The 15,676-nt window shown below is 41.8% G+C and carries 18 protein-coding genes; 10 read left to right on the top strand and 8 right to left on the bottom strand.

The annotated features are described in order from the left end of the window. Window positions 1–76: 76 nt before the first annotated feature. From L1967_RS08040 to L1967_RS08015, 6 genes are all read right to left on the bottom strand, one after another. On the bottom strand, window positions 77–958 hold the full coding sequence (locus tag L1967_RS08040) for an ORF6N domain-containing protein (protein WP_249601199.1): 882 nt from the start codon (window positions 956–958) through the stop codon (window positions 77–79). Continuing rightward, window positions 948–3,041, bottom strand: coding sequence for a type IA DNA topoisomerase (locus L1967_RS08035; RefSeq protein ID WP_249601198.1), 2,094 nt, complete (start codon window positions 3,039–3,041; stop codon window positions 948–950). Before L1967_RS08035 ends, L1967_RS08040 begins: the two co-directional genes overlap by 11 nt. Before the next feature lie 6 nt (window positions 3,042–3,047). Then, window positions 3,048–4,523: a DUF3945 domain-containing protein gene (locus tag L1967_RS08030; RefSeq protein ID WP_249601197.1), complete on the bottom strand. Its 1,476-nt coding sequence runs from the start codon at window positions 4,521–4,523 to the stop codon at window positions 3,048–3,050. A gap of 85 nt (window positions 4,524–4,608) precedes the next feature. Further along, on the bottom strand, window positions 4,609–4,917 hold the full coding sequence (locus L1967_RS08025; protein WP_002978404.1) for a helix-turn-helix domain-containing protein: 309 nt from the start codon (window positions 4,915–4,917) through the stop codon (window positions 4,609–4,611). Window positions 4,918–4,929: 12 nt separating this feature from the next. Beyond that, window positions 4,930–5,283 (bottom strand): helix-turn-helix domain-containing protein, encoded by a 354-nt coding sequence (locus L1967_RS08020; protein WP_249601196.1) that lies wholly within the window; start codon window positions 5,281–5,283, stop codon window positions 4,930–4,932. 263 nt (window positions 5,284–5,546) lie between these two features. Beyond that, window positions 5,547–6,392 (bottom strand): RteC domain-containing protein, encoded by an 846-nt coding sequence (locus L1967_RS08015; protein WP_249601195.1) that lies wholly within the window; start codon window positions 6,390–6,392, stop codon window positions 5,547–5,549. A 253-nt stretch (window positions 6,393–6,645) separates the two neighbouring features. Here L1967_RS08015 and L1967_RS08010 point away from each other — a divergent pair, with 253 nt between their 5' ends. The 9 genes from L1967_RS08010 (at window position 6,646) to L1967_RS07970 (ending at window position 13,972) form a co-directional block, all read left to right on the top strand. Then, complete coding sequence (locus tag L1967_RS08010) at window positions 6,646–7,209, top strand: helix-turn-helix domain-containing protein (protein WP_200122132.1); 564 nt, start codon at window positions 6,646–6,648, stop codon at window positions 7,207–7,209. A gap of 90 nt (window positions 7,210–7,299) precedes the next feature. Then, the gene (locus L1967_RS08005) at window positions 7,300–9,711 is read left to right on the top strand and encodes a heavy metal translocating P-type ATPase (RefSeq protein WP_225603962.1); all 2,412 of its coding nucleotides are present in this window, start codon (window positions 7,300–7,302) and stop codon (window positions 9,709–9,711) included. A 20-nt stretch (window positions 9,712–9,731) separates the two neighbouring features. Continuing rightward, window positions 9,732–10,004, top strand: coding sequence for a DUF5661 family protein (locus tag L1967_RS08000; RefSeq protein ID WP_225603961.1), 273 nt, complete (start codon window positions 9,732–9,734; stop codon window positions 10,002–10,004). 12 nt (window positions 10,005–10,016) lie between these two features. Further along, window positions 10,017–10,967, top strand: coding sequence for a cation diffusion facilitator family transporter (locus L1967_RS07995; protein ID WP_225603960.1), 951 nt, complete (start codon window positions 10,017–10,019; stop codon window positions 10,965–10,967). A gap of 104 nt (window positions 10,968–11,071) precedes the next feature. Beyond that, entirely contained in the window at window positions 11,072–11,377 is a 306-nt protein-coding gene (locus tag L1967_RS07990) for a hypothetical protein (protein WP_249601194.1), read from the top strand. 40 nt (window positions 11,378–11,417) lie between these two features. Next, window positions 11,418–11,924 (top strand): plastocyanin/azurin family copper-binding protein, encoded by a 507-nt coding sequence (locus L1967_RS07985; RefSeq protein WP_249601193.1) that lies wholly within the window; start codon window positions 11,418–11,420, stop codon window positions 11,922–11,924. Window positions 11,925–12,032: 108 nt separating this feature from the next. Then, a complete protein-coding gene (locus L1967_RS07980) occupies window positions 12,033–12,278 on the top strand; it encodes a heavy-metal-associated domain-containing protein (protein WP_091520400.1) in 246 nt (81 codons plus the stop codon). A 144-nt stretch (window positions 12,279–12,422) separates the two neighbouring features. Further along, window positions 12,423–12,800 (top strand): helix-turn-helix domain-containing protein, encoded by a 378-nt coding sequence (locus L1967_RS07975; RefSeq protein ID WP_249601192.1) that lies wholly within the window; start codon window positions 12,423–12,425, stop codon window positions 12,798–12,800. Between the two features lie 101 nt (window positions 12,801–12,901). Beyond that, window positions 12,902–13,972, top strand: coding sequence for a flavin reductase family protein (locus L1967_RS07970; protein ID WP_249601191.1), 1,071 nt, complete (start codon window positions 12,902–12,904; stop codon window positions 13,970–13,972). A gap of 65 nt (window positions 13,973–14,037) precedes the next feature. On the opposite strand, the gene L1967_RS07965 is transcribed toward L1967_RS07970, so the two are convergent. After that, the gene (locus L1967_RS07965) at window positions 14,038–14,349 is read right to left on the bottom strand and encodes a hypothetical protein (protein ID WP_120182562.1); all 312 of its coding nucleotides are present in this window, start codon (window positions 14,347–14,349) and stop codon (window positions 14,038–14,040) included. 45 nt (window positions 14,350–14,394) lie between these two features. After that, the gene (locus L1967_RS07960; protein WP_050377136.1) at window positions 14,395–14,661 is read right to left on the bottom strand and encodes a hypothetical protein; all 267 of its coding nucleotides are present in this window, start codon (window positions 14,659–14,661) and stop codon (window positions 14,395–14,397) included. A gap of 207 nt (window positions 14,662–14,868) precedes the next feature. Between L1967_RS07960 and L1967_RS07955 the strand changes: the two genes are divergently transcribed. Next, complete coding sequence (locus tag L1967_RS07955) at window positions 14,869–15,459, top strand: helix-turn-helix domain-containing protein (RefSeq protein ID WP_249601190.1); 591 nt, start codon at window positions 14,869–14,871, stop codon at window positions 15,457–15,459. Window positions 15,460–15,676 lie beyond the last annotated feature (217 nt).

Genomic DNA, 15,676 nt, shown 5'->3' with positions numbered 1-15,676 from the left:
TGCAGGGTTTGGCTTTGAAAGGCAGGATTTGGCGTAATAGGCAACAAAAAACCTCCGATAATTCGGAGGTTCATTTTTATGGCTTATTCAAGATTTGAAGCATCCTGCCGACTTCAATATCCATTCTTGAAAAGGCAAACCATTTTTTGCCCAGGTCTTTGAGTGATGCCCCGATGTGGTAGAGTTCTGTATGGTCAATAATCAAGAAACGGTCGTGGGCATCGGAGAAAAGCTCAATATCTACCGGAGGATATTGGCTATTGTAGCGTTGTAAATCCAACCGTAATTGATTACTGATATTTTTAGTAAGGATTGTGGCTGTTACATTGTCTTTGCGTTTCCCCAATAACGTAAGCACGGTATCATCCACATAATTATCAAGCAGGATAATGGAACTTGTGGCATTGCGGATAATATCGGAAACAAAGGCATAGGCATCAAAAACCTGCCCGTTATAGAAAATGCCTTTTTCGCTGTGCAGCTTATCACTTTCCAAAGCCTTAAAAATCTCTTCAAATTTTTGGTCGGCTTCCAGTTGCTTTAACTCGATATTATCCAAACGATGAAACAAAGAAGCATTGCTAATAAGCATACGCCGCATTTCTACAAAGGCTTCCATTATTTCAACACTCATTTTAACGGCTATGTCTGAACGGAGTATGGCAGATGCCATTGCAACGCCTTGTTCGGTAAAAACATAGGGTAAATAACGTCTGCCGCCGTAGCTCAAACTTGAGGTTCCAATTTGGAACCTCAAGTTTTCAACTTCCTCTTCGGTCAGTTGAAAGCAGAATGATACAGGAAATCGCTCAATATTTCTTTTAACGGCTTTGTTCAGGTTCTTTGTTTCTACCTGATATAAGGCAGCGAGGTCACTATCCAACATTACCTGTTTGCCCCGGATAGTATAAATCAGGTTCCTGATTTCTTTGGGTACGATTGACGGTTTATTTTCCATTGCGTTTACTGCTTTTGTTTTTCTCAAACTCAAAAGAGGTACTACAATCGGCATTCAACACGATATACGCATCGAATTTCTTACCTGCTTTGCTTGTCATTCCTTTGATTAAAGAGGTTTTGCCTTTATTGACAAGGCTTGTTACATTTTCGATACTGATTTGCACACCGCAGACGATACGGAACTGTACCCAACTACAAACCTCATCGGGACACTTCACAATTTTATCACGGATAATGAGTTGCTGGCTTTTGCATTTAGGGCAAACCAACTTCGGTAGGTTGTTTTGAGCAATAGAAGTTTGCAGCAATTCATCGGTAATGGATTTGGCATAGGTTTCCATTTCCTTTTGAAATGTTCCGGCATCCGCTTCGTTGTTCTCGATTTTCTGCAATGCCAATTCCCATTCGGCGGTCATTGCCACATCCGCAATTTTTCGGTCTTTGACAAGCCCGTACACCTGCAATCCTTTTTCCGTAGGGATTAATGAACGTTTATCCCTTTGGATATAATTGCGGGTAAACAGGGTTTCGATAATGGCGGCTCTTGTAGCCGGAGTACCGATACCGATATTTTTGAGGGCTTTGCGCTCTTCCTCGTTCTCGATTTCTTTCCCTGCGGTTTCCATAGCCGACAAAAGCCCGGCTTCGGTGTAAAGCACTGGCGGTTTGGTCTGCTTTTCCAAAACGGCGGCTTCCTTTATTTTGAGTTCATCGCCTTTATTCAGTTCAGGTAGTTCCTGTACCGGCTCTTCGCCATCATCGGTAAAACTTCCTTTGATGGAACGCCAACCCGCTTCCTGAATTTTACAGCCTTTTGCCGTAAAGTCGTAATGCAATACCTGTAATGATACATCGGTTATTTCTTTGACACAGGCTTGTGATATGGCTTCGAGCAACCGAAGCGCAATCATATTGTAAATCTTGTTTTCGTCTGCATTGAGTACGGACGGCACTTTATCCGTAATCAACAAACCGTGATGGTCCGTTACACGGAGGTCATTCACGATACGTTTGTTGAACCGTCCCCATTTGATTTTGGTAAGGGCTTGCTTGCAATCTTCACGGTTCTGCAATGCCCGCACAAGGTTTGGAATTTCAGCCCACATATCTTCAGGAATGTATTTGCTTCCGGTACGTGGGTACGTGATAAATTTCTTTTCGTACAGGCTTTGTGCGATATTAAGCGTTGCTTCAGCAGATAATTTCAGTCTTTTGTTAGCTTCCTTTTGTAAGCCTGTCAAATCAAAAAGCAAGGGCGGTTGTTCTGTAACGCTTTTGGTTTCTACCGAGGTAACAGTTGCCGTTGTGCCACGCTGAATAGCTCTAAGGGTATCATCGGCAAGTTGCTTTTCTTCCCATTTGGTAGCGGAAATACTTTTGAAATCAACCTGCGTTTTGTTGTGCATCAACTGTATCTGCCAGTATTTCTTTACCGTGAAATTCTTATTGTCAAGGTAGCGTTTGCATATCAAAGCCAGTGTGGGTGTTTGCACTCTTCCGAGCGAATAGATACCGTTACCTGCGGCTATACTCAATGCCTGTGTAGCATTGATGCCTACAAGCCAGTCGGCACGGCTTCTGCCTTGCGCAGCCTGGTACAATCCGTCAAATGCTGCCCCGTCTTTCAGGTTGTCAAAACCCTGCTTTATTGCCTTTTCGGTAAGTGAACTTATCCAAAGGCGTTCAAAAGGCTTGTTGCATTTCAGGTACTCATAAATGTACCTGAAAATGAGTTCGCCCTCACGACCTGCATCGGTAGCAACGATGATGCTGTTGCTTTGCTTAAAAAGTTGCTCAATGACTTTCAATTGCTTTAATGCGCCAGTATCGGCGGTGTACCCTTTATCTTTTTTGACCTTGCGGACGGTCAATAAAAACGGGTTGGGCAATATCGGCAGGGATGCTTTATCAAATCCCGAAATGCCATAATCTTCGGGCATTCCCAGTCCTATTAAATGACCGAATGCCCACGTAACAAAATAGCCGTTACCTGTCAGGTAGCCGTCCTTTTTATCGGATGCTCCCACAAGTCCGGCTATTTCCCTTGCTACGCTTGGTTTTTCTGCAATAATTGTTTTCATATCGTACTACATTTTTCTGCCTTTGGATTTTGCAGGGGTTTCGGGCTTTTCCTGTTGTTCCTGCTGCTGCTTGTTTTTTGGACTTTGCTGCCCGGACTTTAAAGGCTCTTGGACGTTTTTGGTCGCTTCGTTGGTTTTGCCCTCCGAATTGACGGCAGTCTGCGTTTTGTGGGCTTCGGTGGGTTTTACTCTTTCCTTATACTGATTGGGAAACTCGAACCCGGTTTTTCCTGTATCCTTATTGAAAGTGATATAGCCCTGATAAGGTTGCCCTTTTTTATCTTTTAATCCATCAATGTAGATGGTTTGACCTGCTTTGAAATCCTTATGTTGCTCATCGGTCAGCTCTTTGCCCCTAAATGTTTTTGGAGCTTCCTGCGGTTGGCTTTGCTGATTATTTTGTCCTTTGCTTTGGGCTTGACCGTTGCTTTGGGTTTGCCTGTTGGAATTATTGCGGTCAAACAGGAACTCCACATAACGCTTGTCTGCATTGAACTGTACTGTTGCCGAGAACTCCGTTCCTTTGGTGGAAATCATACCCTCTAACTTTAGCGGTTTACCCTCCATTAAAGTTTGCTTTTGTTCCTCATTCAGCTTTACGCCCTTAATTTCATCGGGAATTTTTATGAACTCTGTCCGTAATGCAATTACATCGTTTGTCAGCCTGTCAATACTGATAATAGACGGCATCAATTCGCCTGTTTTGGAATTTACCAAATTAACGACACGCCCCATATTGCCCGTTTCGAGCAGGTTTTTCTTGTCTTCATCGGTAAACTTGTGACCAAAAAACTCGAAGTGGAGGTTAGGCTCTTTTTTGATACCGTGTATTGCTACGATAACATTTCCATCTTCGGCTTGCTGTAAAGACAGGCGGGCATCTGTGCGAAGAACAGAACCTCCGAAATTAACGCCAATCGGTAAAAGTTCATTGGTTTTGTAACCTCGTAGCAAAGGGTCAAGCAGGTTTCTTTTTTCAAGATATTCCTTGCTTAACCCGAGATTTTTCATTGTGTCCCAATCAATCTGTTCCGGCTTGTAGCGATATTCGCTTACTTCCGGTGTTGTTTGTGCTGTTGCCATATTATTTTGATTTTCTTGTTTTTTATCCTGCTGTGGTTCTGTCTTCACTTCGTATTCTTTCATCACTTTTTCGCCCTCGGGAGTAGGCTTATCTACCTGCTTTTGCAACTCCTGTGCTTTATCAATAGCAAGAGGTGCAGGCACTTTGAAGAATGAAAAATTGGTAGGGTTCTTTAACTGACTGAAAAAATTGGAAAAGAAGTTGGAAAAGAAATCACCGCTTTTGTCCACACGCATAAACTGGTTTTGGTTCTTCTTTGTGGGTTCTACGGTTTCCATTTTCCCGTTTTCGTCAATACTCTTTACGGCTTGGATTTTCATTTTCTCTTTATCCAGCACCAGTAATATGTCCGATAGCTGTTCAGGCATATCCTGTTTATTAGTTGTTTCTTCGCTCATAATCTGAAAATTTTAAAAATTCACTGTCGAATGTAAAGGAAGCCTTCACTGATTTGCATTATGTGGCAGTCAAAGGCAGTGTTTGTCACTTATTGGCATCCAGTTTGGGCAAGGGAGGGTTAAAACTTTCCCTGATGAACTGATGCACATCGGACAGCTTGTAATACAGTTTTCCGCTAATGGTATAATAAGGGAGCTTGCCGATGGAGCGATACCGTTGCAGGGAACGGTTACTTATTTTCAACATTTGCAATAAATCCTGATTATCCAGTAATTCCTCGCCGTCTATGCTGTTGCGCTTCTTTTGTAAATCGTCTATGTGGTTGCCGAGAATGTCAAGCCTATCCATTATGCGTTCCATCCACGCCACAAATTCCATTTTGTCGATATTCATACGAGTACGCCTTTAATTATTACCTGATTTCAGCTTTCTGCCTTTTTCGATATAGCTTTTGCCTTTCGCCATAAGCTCTTCTACATATTCATTGGTGGTCTGCACAGCGTTTGCGTTGAGCATTTCCTTGATAGCACCAATCGTATAGTAATACTGTCCATACATTTTTGAAAAAGCAATCTGCCCGTTGGTACGCATACGCCACAATGTTTTTTCGCTGATGTGGAGATACTGGCAGACTTCGTGATTGTTGAGCCATAAGCTATCGTAACTTGTATCTTCAAGTTTGAGGATATATTCGCTTATGGCTTTCAACCGTTCATTGAGGTGCTTCCACACTTCTTCGTCAACTGTTATAATGTTCATAGCACTGCTGTTTAATGTTCACAGGACAAAATTCAGAACTGTGGCAGTGTTTGTCTGCCAATGCTTGCCAATTGAAAAAGCGTTTTTTTGAAAATTTTACAATTTGTCGTAAACCCTTATTAAATAAGAGTTTCGGTAGATTTTCCCATTTTTCGGTTATGGAAATAAGTCCATTTGCCAATTGGCATATATGGGTAAGTGCAGGCACAAAAAAAAGCAATACGGAATGTGTATTGCTTTCAAACCCTTTACGGACGGACTATTTATAAATCCTTATCCATATATTCTTCAAGAGCCTGTTTCAACTGGTCTAAAAATAATGTCCGTGAGCCTGCACGGGTTTTCATTCTATGGAATGCGTGATGCACATCGGTCAGTGAAATTCGGAATAAGACCTGCGAAATGGCAGTGAGCTTTCGGATGCCGATTTTACCACCTGAAATAGCGCCCGATGCGTACAGGGCATACATCAGCTCAACCAGTGCGTTTTTGCTGTCCGTCCAAGAAAGTTCTTTGATACCTTCTGCGTTCTGAAAATATACATCGAGATTATCTTCGGGGTTGATTTTGGTTAAGAGGTAGGCGTATAATAGGTCATTAGCGATGATGCGGGCTACTTTGTAATCGTAATAGGTAGAGAATTGCGGGTCGATTTCAAAGACGTAACTGTTAAGCCCATCGAGGTAATTTATCTGCCCTCGCTTAAAGTATTCGTTATCCTTATCCACCCTGCCCGAACGGTAGTACCTATAAAAATGGGAGTTGCAGATATGTTCCCTAAATTCAATCTTTAACTCCTGTAAATGGTTAGCGAAATAAGTATGATACATTTTCCCGTTATTAACCGGGCAAGCGGTTTCTATCCGGTAGAGCTTATTGTAGTAGATGAGTTTGCCCAGGATTTGGGGTTTAACCATTTTGAAAAACTCAATCTCTTTTGCCTCATTGACAAAGCCCGAATTTAAAACACATTCTTTTGACGAAACCAGTAGCTCCTGAAGATAAACCGTCATTTGAAAAGCCTCTTCAATCAGCCCCGAGCACGTAAGTGATAGTTTCCGTTCCTTCTCCTGAATTTCGCTAACAATATTGCCTAATGATTTTCTCATAGTAGGGAGGATTTTGTTACTGATACTTTGTTACTGATACAGTGTACCTGCACAAATGTTATTAATAAACAGGGATTTAACTGCCAATATGCCCCTACAATGGGGAAGATTTTGAACCATTTATGCCTGTTTTCTCCTGTAAAAAACCTTACCCGTATCACTTAGTCGCTCACAATCAATAAATACTTAAATTTTAATCCTAAATTTGTCTTTGCGTATTTATGCAATAATATGAACAGTGATTTAGGGAAATATGAGCAAATTATTTATCAAAAATATGGTCTGCAACCGTTGTATTCTCGTAGTTCAAAACGAACTCGACAAGCTCGGTATAGAGGCTAACAATATAAAGTTGGGCGAAATAACCCTTAAAAAAGATTTAACCACAAAAGAGCGTGAAGCATTGGAAAATGTTTTAGACCCTTTGGGCTTTCAGGTCATTGACGACAAAAAGAGCCGGATGATTGAGAAGATAAAAAATGTTATCATTGATTTGGTGCACCATCAGGACAATGATGCCAAAACCAATCTTTCGGATGTATTGAGCGATGCGCTGCACAACGACTACAACTATCTTTCCAACCTGTTTTCCGATATTGAGGGCACGACCATTGAGAAATATTTTATCGCACAGAAAGTAGAAAAGGTAAAAGAGCTTTTGGTATATGATGAGCTGTCTTTAAGCGAAATTGCCGACCGTATGAATTATTCGAGCGTGGCGTATTTGAGCAACCAGTTCAAGAAAGTAACCGGACTTACACCAAGCCATTTCAAGCAGATACGGGAAGACAAGCGCAAGCCTTTGGATAAGGTTTAAGTAAATCTTACAAATCAAACCCATAATTTCACAATAGAACTCCCCCTTATTGTTGCCAACTTTGCAATGTGAAAACAAAGCAATCGAAATATGGCAACAAATAAAGAAACAGTTTACATTCCTTTAGAGGATGTAGAAAGCGAACACTGTGCATTGATAGTCGAAAAAGGACTGGCACAGGTAAAAGGCGTAGAAACCCACAAAGTAGAGCTAAATAACCGCAGGGCGGCTATTACCGTAAATGATAACGAGGTAGTAGGAGAAGCTGTAAAAGCGATTAAAGATTTAGGCTACGGCGTTCCAACCGTTAAACATACATATCCCGTATTGGGTATGACCTGCGCATCTTGTGCGGGCAGTGCCGAGAGTATGGTAAAATACGCTCCGGGCGTGGTAGATGCTTCGGTAAACTTTGGTACGGGCAACCTTACCGTGGAGTTCCTGCCGAATATGACCAATTCCGAGCAAATCAGAAAGGCGGTACAGGATGGCGGTTATGACTTACTGCTTGAAGACGAAAACAAGCAGCAGGAAACATTAGAAGCTATCCACGCCGAAAAATTCAGAAAACTTAAAAACAAAACCATTTGGGCGGTAATCCTATCGCTTCCGGTAGTCATTATCGGTATGTTCTTTATGGATATGCCTTACGGTAATGAGATAATGTGGGCATTCTCCACTCCGGTAGTCCTTTGGTTAGGTAAAGACTTCTTTATTAATGCGTGGAAACAGGCAAAACACCGTTCTGCCAATATGGATACCCTCGTAGCATTGAGTACAGGTATTGCTTATATATTCAGTGTATTCAATATGCTGTTTATGGACTTTTGGCATCAGAGAGGCTTACACGCTCACGTGTATTTTGAAGCAGCCGCCGTTATTATCGCATTCATTCTGTTAGGTAAGCTGCTGGAAGAAAAAGCCAAAGGAAACACCTCATCAGCTATTAAAAAACTGATGGGCTTACAGCCGAAAACGGTTATCGTGATAGAAGCTGACGGTACGGAAAGACAAAAAGCCATCGAAGATGTGAACGCAGGCGATATTATCTTAGTTAAGCCAGGCGAAAAAATTGCGGTAGATGGTATGGTGGTATCGGGCAATTCGTATGTAGATGAAAGTATGCTAAGCGGCGAGCCTGTACCTGTACTGAAAAAAGAAAACGAAAAGGTATTTGCAGGTACAATCAACCAAAAAGGCAGCTTCCAGTTCAAGGCGGTTAAAGTGGGCAAAGAAACAATGCTTGCCCAAATCATCAAAATGGTACAGGATGCACAGGGAAGCAAAGCTCCGGTACAGAAATTGGTCGATAAAATCGCAGGTATTTTCGTTCCGGTAGTAATGGGTATTGCTATCCTGACATTTGTACTATGGTTCATTTTGGGTGGCGATAACGGTGTAGTACAGGGATTATTGGCAGCCGTTACCGTATTGGTTATTGCTTGTCCTTGTGCTTTGGGCTTGGCAACACCAACCGCTATTATGGTGGGCGTTGGTAAAGGTGCTGAAAACGGTATTTTGATTAAAGATGCGGAAAGTCTGGAATTGGCTAAAAAAGTAAACGCTATCGTTTTAGACAAAACCGGAACCATTACCGAGGGAAGACCACAGGTTACAGGCATCCAATGGCTGAACAATGACGATGCGACCAAAGATATTTTATTGAGCATCGAAAAACAATCGGAACACCCGTTGGCGGAAGCCGTTGTTAAACATCTGGACGGAGTTTCTACCACTACGTTATCAAACTTCGACAGTATTACAGGTAAAGGAGCAAAAGCCAATCACAATAACGAAACCTATTTTGTAGGTAATAAAAAGCTCTTAGCTGAAAACAAGATTACCATTGGGGAGCAACTGCAACTGCAAGCCGATGAATGGGGCAAACAGTCCAAAACCGTTATTTGGTTTGCAAACAGCAAACAGGCACTTTCGGTAGTGGCTATTTCCGATAAAATCAAAGAAACATCGGTAGCAGCTATCAAAGAAATGCAGGATATGGGCATTGACCTGTATATGCTGACCGGAGATAACGAAGCAACTGCCAAAGCCATTGCACAACAAACAGGTATCAAGCATTACAAAGCGGAAGTATTGCCACAGCACAAAGCCGACTTTGTAAAAGAACTGCAACAACAAGGCAAAGTGGTAGCGATGGTTGGCGATGGTATCAATGACAGTACAGCTTTAGCAACAGCCGATGTCAGTATCGCAATGGGTAAAGGTTCGGATATCGCAATGGACGTAGCTAAAATGACCATCATTTCATCAGACCTTACCAAAATACCACAGGCAATAAGATTATCAAAGCAGACCGTTGCTACCATTAAGCAAAACCTGTTCTGGGCATTCATCTACAACCTTATCGGTATTCCTATTGCAGCAGGTATTCTTTACCCAATCAACGGCTTCTTATTAAACCCGATGATTGCAGGAGCGGCAATGGCATTAAGCAGTGTGAGTGTGGTAAGCAATAGTTTACGTTTAAAATGGAAAAAATAACTTCTAAAAAATTAAAGACAATGGAAAAGAAAACACATTTTACGGCAGAGCAAGCCAAATCTATTGGCGACCAGTTGAATATTGACTGGAATAAAATTCCATTAAATGAGTTTCGTGTAGGGCTTGAAGTGGAACTGGAACACGGCTTGCAAGATGAGGCAACCAATGTAACAGGTAATGACCCTATTCTTACGGCAAAAATTGCCTTATCCCACTTAAACGCATTTTCAGATTATTATACAAGATTGTACAAAGGTTTTGGAATGGAAGTTCCACAATTAGGCAACGAATAATTAAGAAAGAATATGGGACACGACCACGGGCACAGCCACTCGCACAGTGCGAATAAAAAGACCTTAACCATTAGCTTGGTTATCATTACGTTGTATATGGCAGTAGAGGTAATCGGCGGATTACTGACAAACAGCCTTGCATTATTAGCAGATGCCGGACATATGTTGAGCGATGCGGTATCATTGTTCATTGCATTGATGGCATTTAAGTTCAGCAGCAAGGTAGCCGACTACGGCAAGACCTACGGCTACAAAAGATTTGAAATACTGGCGGCGGTTATCAACGGCGCAACGCTGATTTTGATTTCAGCTTATATCATTTACGAAGCGATAGAACGCTTCCAAAACCCGCCGGAAATTCAATCAAGCGGTATGCTCATCGTGGCATTCATCGGCTTACTCGTTAATGTGCTTGTAGCCTGGATAATGATGCGTGGGGCTGACGTAAAAGAAAACCTCAATATGCGTGGCGCATACCTGCACGTAATCAGCGATATGCTTGGTTCGGTTGGTGCTATCATCGCAGCCTTGCTCATTATGTTCTTTGGTTGGGGATGGGCAGACCCATTGGCAAGTGTTATCGTTTCCATACTGGTATTGAGAAGCGGTTATTTAGTAACCAAATCATCGGTACACGTATTAATGGAGGGCACACCGGAGAATGTTGAGGTTGAAAAGGTAACTGGAAAAATCCTGAACACCAACGGTATCAGCGGCATTCACGACCTGCATATCTGGACGATTACAAGCGGTTTGAACGCCCTTACCTGCCACGCCGTAGTTGATGAAAAAATGACGATTGGAGAAAGTGAAGTAATGCTTCGTAAAATAGAGCACGATTTGGAACACCTGAACATTCATCACGTAACTATTCAGTTAGAAACACCTGCCCATACACACGATAATTCAGTATTGTGCAATGTAAAGGCAGACCCATCAGGACACGACCATCATCATCATTAATTCAGTTGAATACTATTTAAAAACAAGTTTTAATCTCTAAAAAGGAAATAGAAATGAAAGTGAGCAAATTATTGATAGGCGCATTCGCCTCGTTAACTATCCTCTTGGCATCTTGCGGTGGCGATACCAAAACAGCAAAGGACGGACACGTACACACAGCGGGCGATGGACACGACCACGCTACGGAACAGGTTGAAAAACCTGCCGAAAAAACAACCGCAAAAAACAGAAATGAAAAAGGCGAATTAGTTGATGCGTCAGGACACCTGATTACGGGTTGTCCGGGGCATAAAGAAATGATAGGTTCGCAGGGCGATATGTGCCCGAAGTGCGAATATATGGTAATGATACCTATCACTTGGGATATTACAGGAGTAGATACGGTAAGGGTAACTGCTGTAATGTGCTGAAATTTGCAATATCAGAAAACAAATAAAATCTCAAATAGAAATGAAAAAGTTAGTGTTAGCATTGTCGGTAATCGCTTTTACTGCCTGTAACAATACACCAAAAGAAGAAAAGGCAAAGGAAAGCCTTTATCCCGAAACAGAAGAAACGGTTGCACCAGCAGAAACTGGTAACGAAGCCGTAATTACCATTAATGGCGGAGATGATATGAAATTCGACAAGACCGAACTTAAAGCCAAAGAGGGACAAACTGTAAAGCTCATTCTGAAGCACATCGGCAAAGCACCGATTGAAGCTATGGGGCACAATGTTGTCATTCTTGCCCAGGGCACAGACTTCAACGCTTTTGCCAATGCTGCGATAGATGCTAAGGACAACGGCTACATACCTAAAGGAATGGAAAACGCCGTAATCGCAAAAACGGATATGATTGGCGGTGGGCAAACCACAGAAATTACCTTTACGGCTCCGGCAAAAGGCTCGTATGATTTCCTGTGCTCATTTCCCGGTCATTACATCTATATGAAAGGTAAATTAATCGTGGAATAGAACGGCGATTTCAAAATCAGTAAAAATCACAAATCTTACAGGGAATACCATAATAGTAACACCCCGTTTAATACGGAAATTTGTATCACAATAAAAAATAAGTTCAAAATGAAAAATGTAGAATTAAGCATACCAGATATGCAAAGTGCACACTGCCAGTCGAGAGTAAACGGAGCAATCAAAGATATTGACGGCATTAAAGTAGAAAAACTGGAAGCAGGAAAATTATCTGTTTCAGTTGAAAACGACGAAGTGAAAGAAGAGTTGGTTGAGGCGATTGAAAAAGCAGGCTACAAAGTTGGCGGCGACGACAGCGAAAAGGCTTCAAGTTGTTCAACAGGATGCTGCGGATAAGTTTTGGACAGTCCCGGAGCAAGTACACCAGTACTTCTCCGGTATTTTTTACCAAAGCTACCCACCGTATGAAACAGTTAAATCTCGTTCCATAAATAAAAAGCAATGTTACAGAAACAAAATTCAGGCGACTGTTCGGAGATAATGACGAAAGTTTGCAATGTAGCAGACCGGATTATACAGAACAGATTGGACACAGGTAAATCTGCACCGTTTGCCGTACAGCTTACAAACGAATTGAAAGCAGATTATCACCAGTTGAACAATCTGTTTCTTGTTAAATGTGATATGAGCCTTGAAATTATCTATATCAGGCGCATTATCGAAAAGGTAAAAGAGTTACTGGTGTACACCGAGCAATCGCTGTCACAAATCGCAAAAGCGTTAGGCTATCAAAAGCCGACGGAACTATCCGAGCAATTAATGACCTATACGGGATTAACGTCTGCCCATTTTAAGCAGATAAGAAAAAACAAGCTCGAAATCATCAGAAGACAACAGGAAAAGCAAAACGAACTATAATTATCAGAACAGCAAACTAGAAGTCTTTATGAAACCTCGCTTTGTGTACAGGAGCAGAGGTTTTCTTTTTATCAGCAATGCAAGACAGGAAAAACCGAGGGATGAAGAAATACACGTGGCGAACACATAAAATTATAAAGGAAACCGAAGATACCATTACTCTATACTTTGACACGGAGCAGCAGGCGTTTACCTACCTGCCCGGTCAGTACCTCAACATCAGGCTTACCGTAAACGGCGAACTGCTCATACGTTCGTATTCGTTCAGTTCTGTGCCGTCTGACGAATTTCCCGCCATTACTATTAAAAGGGTTACAGGTGGAAAGATGAGCAATTACATCTTAGATAATGCAGACAACATCGAAACCTGGGAAATAGAAGCCCCATTTGGCAGCTTTGTTTTAGAAAAACCGATAGCCGAGCAATCCCAAATTGTTTTACTGGCAGGCGGTAGCGGTATTTCTCCGTTATATGCAATGCTGAAAAGCGTTGAAAACAGCAATCAAATACCCTTACTGGTGTACAGCAATAAAACACCGGAAGAAACCATATTTTGGAATGAACTGGAAGCGATGCAGGCAGCGCAAGAATTGAATATTTGTTATTCCTTTACTACACCTGATTTTATTTCCACCAAACTCAACCACGTTGCAGGCAGGTTCAATCTGCTTGTTTTACGTTCGGTCATTAAAAGACTGGTTGGCGAGGTTGCTGAAGCCCATTATTACATCTGCGGACCCAATGGGCTGATGGATTTATACCGGGATGCATTAACGGGTTTGAACATTCCCGAAGACCATATCCATTTGGAATACTTCGACCCGGTTCCGGAGAATGCGGGCGATTTGGAAACGGACGGTACTGTTAAGGATGTGATTGTAAACTATTACGAGGATTACTACGAGAACGAGGAAAAGCAAACGTATGAATGCACATCGCTCATTGAGGTGCAGCCGAAGCAGTCGCTTCTGGATGCGATGAAAGAGCACCATATCAAAGTGGCGAGTTCCTGTAAGAATGGAACCTGCGGGGCTTGTTGGGCAGTAAAAACCGATGGCGAAGTTCGGATGCTCCATAACGGGGCACTGACAGAACAGGATATGGCAGAGGGAATAATTTTGCTGTGCCAAAGCTACCCGATGAATGCGGATGTTTGTGTTACGGTACAGTAATATCCATATAGAAAGAGGGCAAAATTACAGCTTTTTATAGCTGCTGTTTTGCCCTTGTTGTTTTATCATTCTTTTTTTAGTGCCAGTTTGCGGAGCATTGCCGTACTCATACTATCGGTATAAGCACCATAAGCCGTAACCAAAATTCCTTTTAAACCGTCTTTCGAGGCAATGCCATATACCGTAGCCTCATCGCTTGGGTTGCTTTCGCCCTCATAGCGATAGACCTGCTCAATCTCAAAATCATCATTGGTATATTTGTTACCGCCGCAGATTAAACAGTTCTCTTCGAGGTTGAAATCCACGTTATACCCCTCGTTGCGTAGGTTCTGTATCGCTACCAAAACCGTAGCGTATTTGTACGTTACATTTGTCATAGTAATAGTATTTTAAATTGCTGCTTACCGTTCCCTACTTTCCTGTCAGAAATCTTCTTTCAGTAGGTCTTTGAGCTTCCGGTGCTGTATGCACAGTTCGGCATACATTGTTTTCAGCCTGCTGTTTTCTTCGTTTAAATTTACCAATTCTACAAGAATATCCATCCCTAAATCCTTGTATTTGTGTTTCAGTTCAAAAATGTTCGTGCCGTAAACGCCGTATTTCTCGAAAAGTTCCAGTCCGCTTTTGCCTGCGTTGTAATCTTTCAGCACCTTTAAAACCTGATGTTCGTTGCTCTTTTTGTTCTTCATTTTTATACGGATGTTGTCTGTTACAAAATTCCGTAAGATGGTCGGAAGTAGCTATGTACTTTTCCTTGTTTAGTTTATGATATTTAATGTTACTGCACCGATTTTCATAAAATTTCACAAAACAAAGCCGGAATATCATAATAGTTTGTCGGGGACAAATGCAGAATTTTGACCATTGAATAAAGGAACTTATACATTTTAGAAGCTATGACACTATTAATAAAAGGAATGGTGTGTAATAGATGTACCTATGTTCTTGAACAGGAATTGACAGCGTTGGGTTTTGAGGTTTTGGATATAAAACTGGGGCAAGCCATCATAAAGGATACGACAGACTTTTCGCAGAAGTTGGGAGTAATCAAAACGATGCTGAAAGGCATCGGCTTGGAACTGATGTACAACAAAAACCAAAAGACAATAAACAGGATAAAAGAGTTGGTGGAGAAAGGTATCACGTTGCAACTGCAAAGCGGCAAACCTACCAAATTCACAACCTTAATCAGTGGCAAGCTGCACAAGAACTACGATACATTGAGTGCCTTATTTTCTTCGGCAGAGGGAATAACACTTGAAAAGTACATCATTCATCGGAAAATTGAAAAGGTAAAAGAGCTTTTGGCAGATACCGAAATGTCTTTGACCGAGATTGCCCACCTATTGGGGTACAGCAGTCAGGCATACCTTTCCAACCAGTTGAAAAAGCACACAGGCTTTACATCAAGCTATTTCAGGCAGGTAAAGCAGGAGCACGAGCATACCCTAAATATGCAAATGGACGAAGAGCATACCCCGCATTAAGGGTTTTTCAATCCATCAACAAGGCAATACGCTGAATTTATTAATGCGGACATCGGAGCTACTGAAACATCAGTAGCTCTGTTTGTTTACGGCACATACAAGCCATTCAAAAAAGTAAATTTCACAACTTTTACCCGTCATTTCGTATGGCTGCTCTATGGCGCTAACCCGACCTTTGCTCCTGATATTTTAAGATTTTCAAAGTTTAACAACAAAT

Origin of the sequence: Zunongwangia pacifica (assembly GCF_023499215.1) — a bacterium.
Classification (GTDB): domain Bacteria; phylum Bacteroidota; class Bacteroidia; order Flavobacteriales; family Flavobacteriaceae; genus Zunongwangia; species Zunongwangia pacifica.
This window is presented reverse-complemented; position numbering and strand designations above follow the sequence as displayed.

Bases quoted from the DNA above. Each gene is read 5' to 3' on its own strand.
- L1967_RS08040 (WP_249601199.1), bottom strand. From the start codon at position 958: ATGGAAAATAAACCGTCAATCGTACCCAAAGAAATCAGGAACCTGATT.
- L1967_RS08035 (WP_249601198.1), bottom strand. From the start codon at position 3,041: ATGAAAACAATTATTGCAGAAAAACCAAGCGTAGCAAGGGAAATAGCC.
- L1967_RS08030 (WP_249601197.1), bottom strand. From the start codon at position 4,523: ATGAGCGAAGAAACAACTAATAAACAGGATATGCCTGAACAGCTATCG.
- L1967_RS08025 (WP_002978404.1), bottom strand. From the start codon at position 4,917: ATGAATATCGACAAAATGGAATTTGTGGCGTGGATGGAACGCATAATG.
- L1967_RS08020 (WP_249601196.1), bottom strand. From the start codon at position 5,283: ATGAACATTATAACAGTTGACGAAGAAGTGTGGAAGCACCTCAATGAA.
- L1967_RS08015 (WP_249601195.1), bottom strand. From the start codon at position 6,392: ATGAGAAAATCATTAGGCAATATTGTTAGCGAAATTCAGGAGAAGGAA.
- L1967_RS08010 (WP_200122132.1), top strand. From the start codon at position 6,646: ATGAGCAAATTATTTATCAAAAATATGGTCTGCAACCGTTGTATTCTC.
- L1967_RS08005 (WP_225603962.1), top strand. From the start codon at position 7,300: ATGGCAACAAATAAAGAAACAGTTTACATTCCTTTAGAGGATGTAGAA.
- L1967_RS08000 (WP_225603961.1), top strand. From the start codon at position 9,732: ATGGAAAAGAAAACACATTTTACGGCAGAGCAAGCCAAATCTATTGGC.
- L1967_RS07995 (WP_225603960.1), top strand. From the start codon at position 10,017: ATGGGACACGACCACGGGCACAGCCACTCGCACAGTGCGAATAAAAAG.
- L1967_RS07985 (WP_249601193.1), top strand. From the start codon at position 11,418: ATGAAAAAGTTAGTGTTAGCATTGTCGGTAATCGCTTTTACTGCCTGT.
- L1967_RS07980 (WP_091520400.1), top strand. From the start codon at position 12,033: ATGAAAAATGTAGAATTAAGCATACCAGATATGCAAAGTGCACACTGC.
- L1967_RS07975 (WP_249601192.1), top strand. From the start codon at position 12,423: ATGACGAAAGTTTGCAATGTAGCAGACCGGATTATACAGAACAGATTG.
- L1967_RS07970 (WP_249601191.1), top strand. From the start codon at position 12,902: ATGAAGAAATACACGTGGCGAACACATAAAATTATAAAGGAAACCGAA.
- L1967_RS07965 (WP_120182562.1), bottom strand. From the start codon at position 14,349: ATGACAAATGTAACGTACAAATACGCTACGGTTTTGGTAGCGATACAG.
- L1967_RS07960 (WP_050377136.1), bottom strand. From the start codon at position 14,661: ATGAAGAACAAAAAGAGCAACGAACATCAGGTTTTAAAGGTGCTGAAA.
- L1967_RS07955 (WP_249601190.1), top strand. From the start codon at position 14,869: ATGACACTATTAATAAAAGGAATGGTGTGTAATAGATGTACCTATGTT.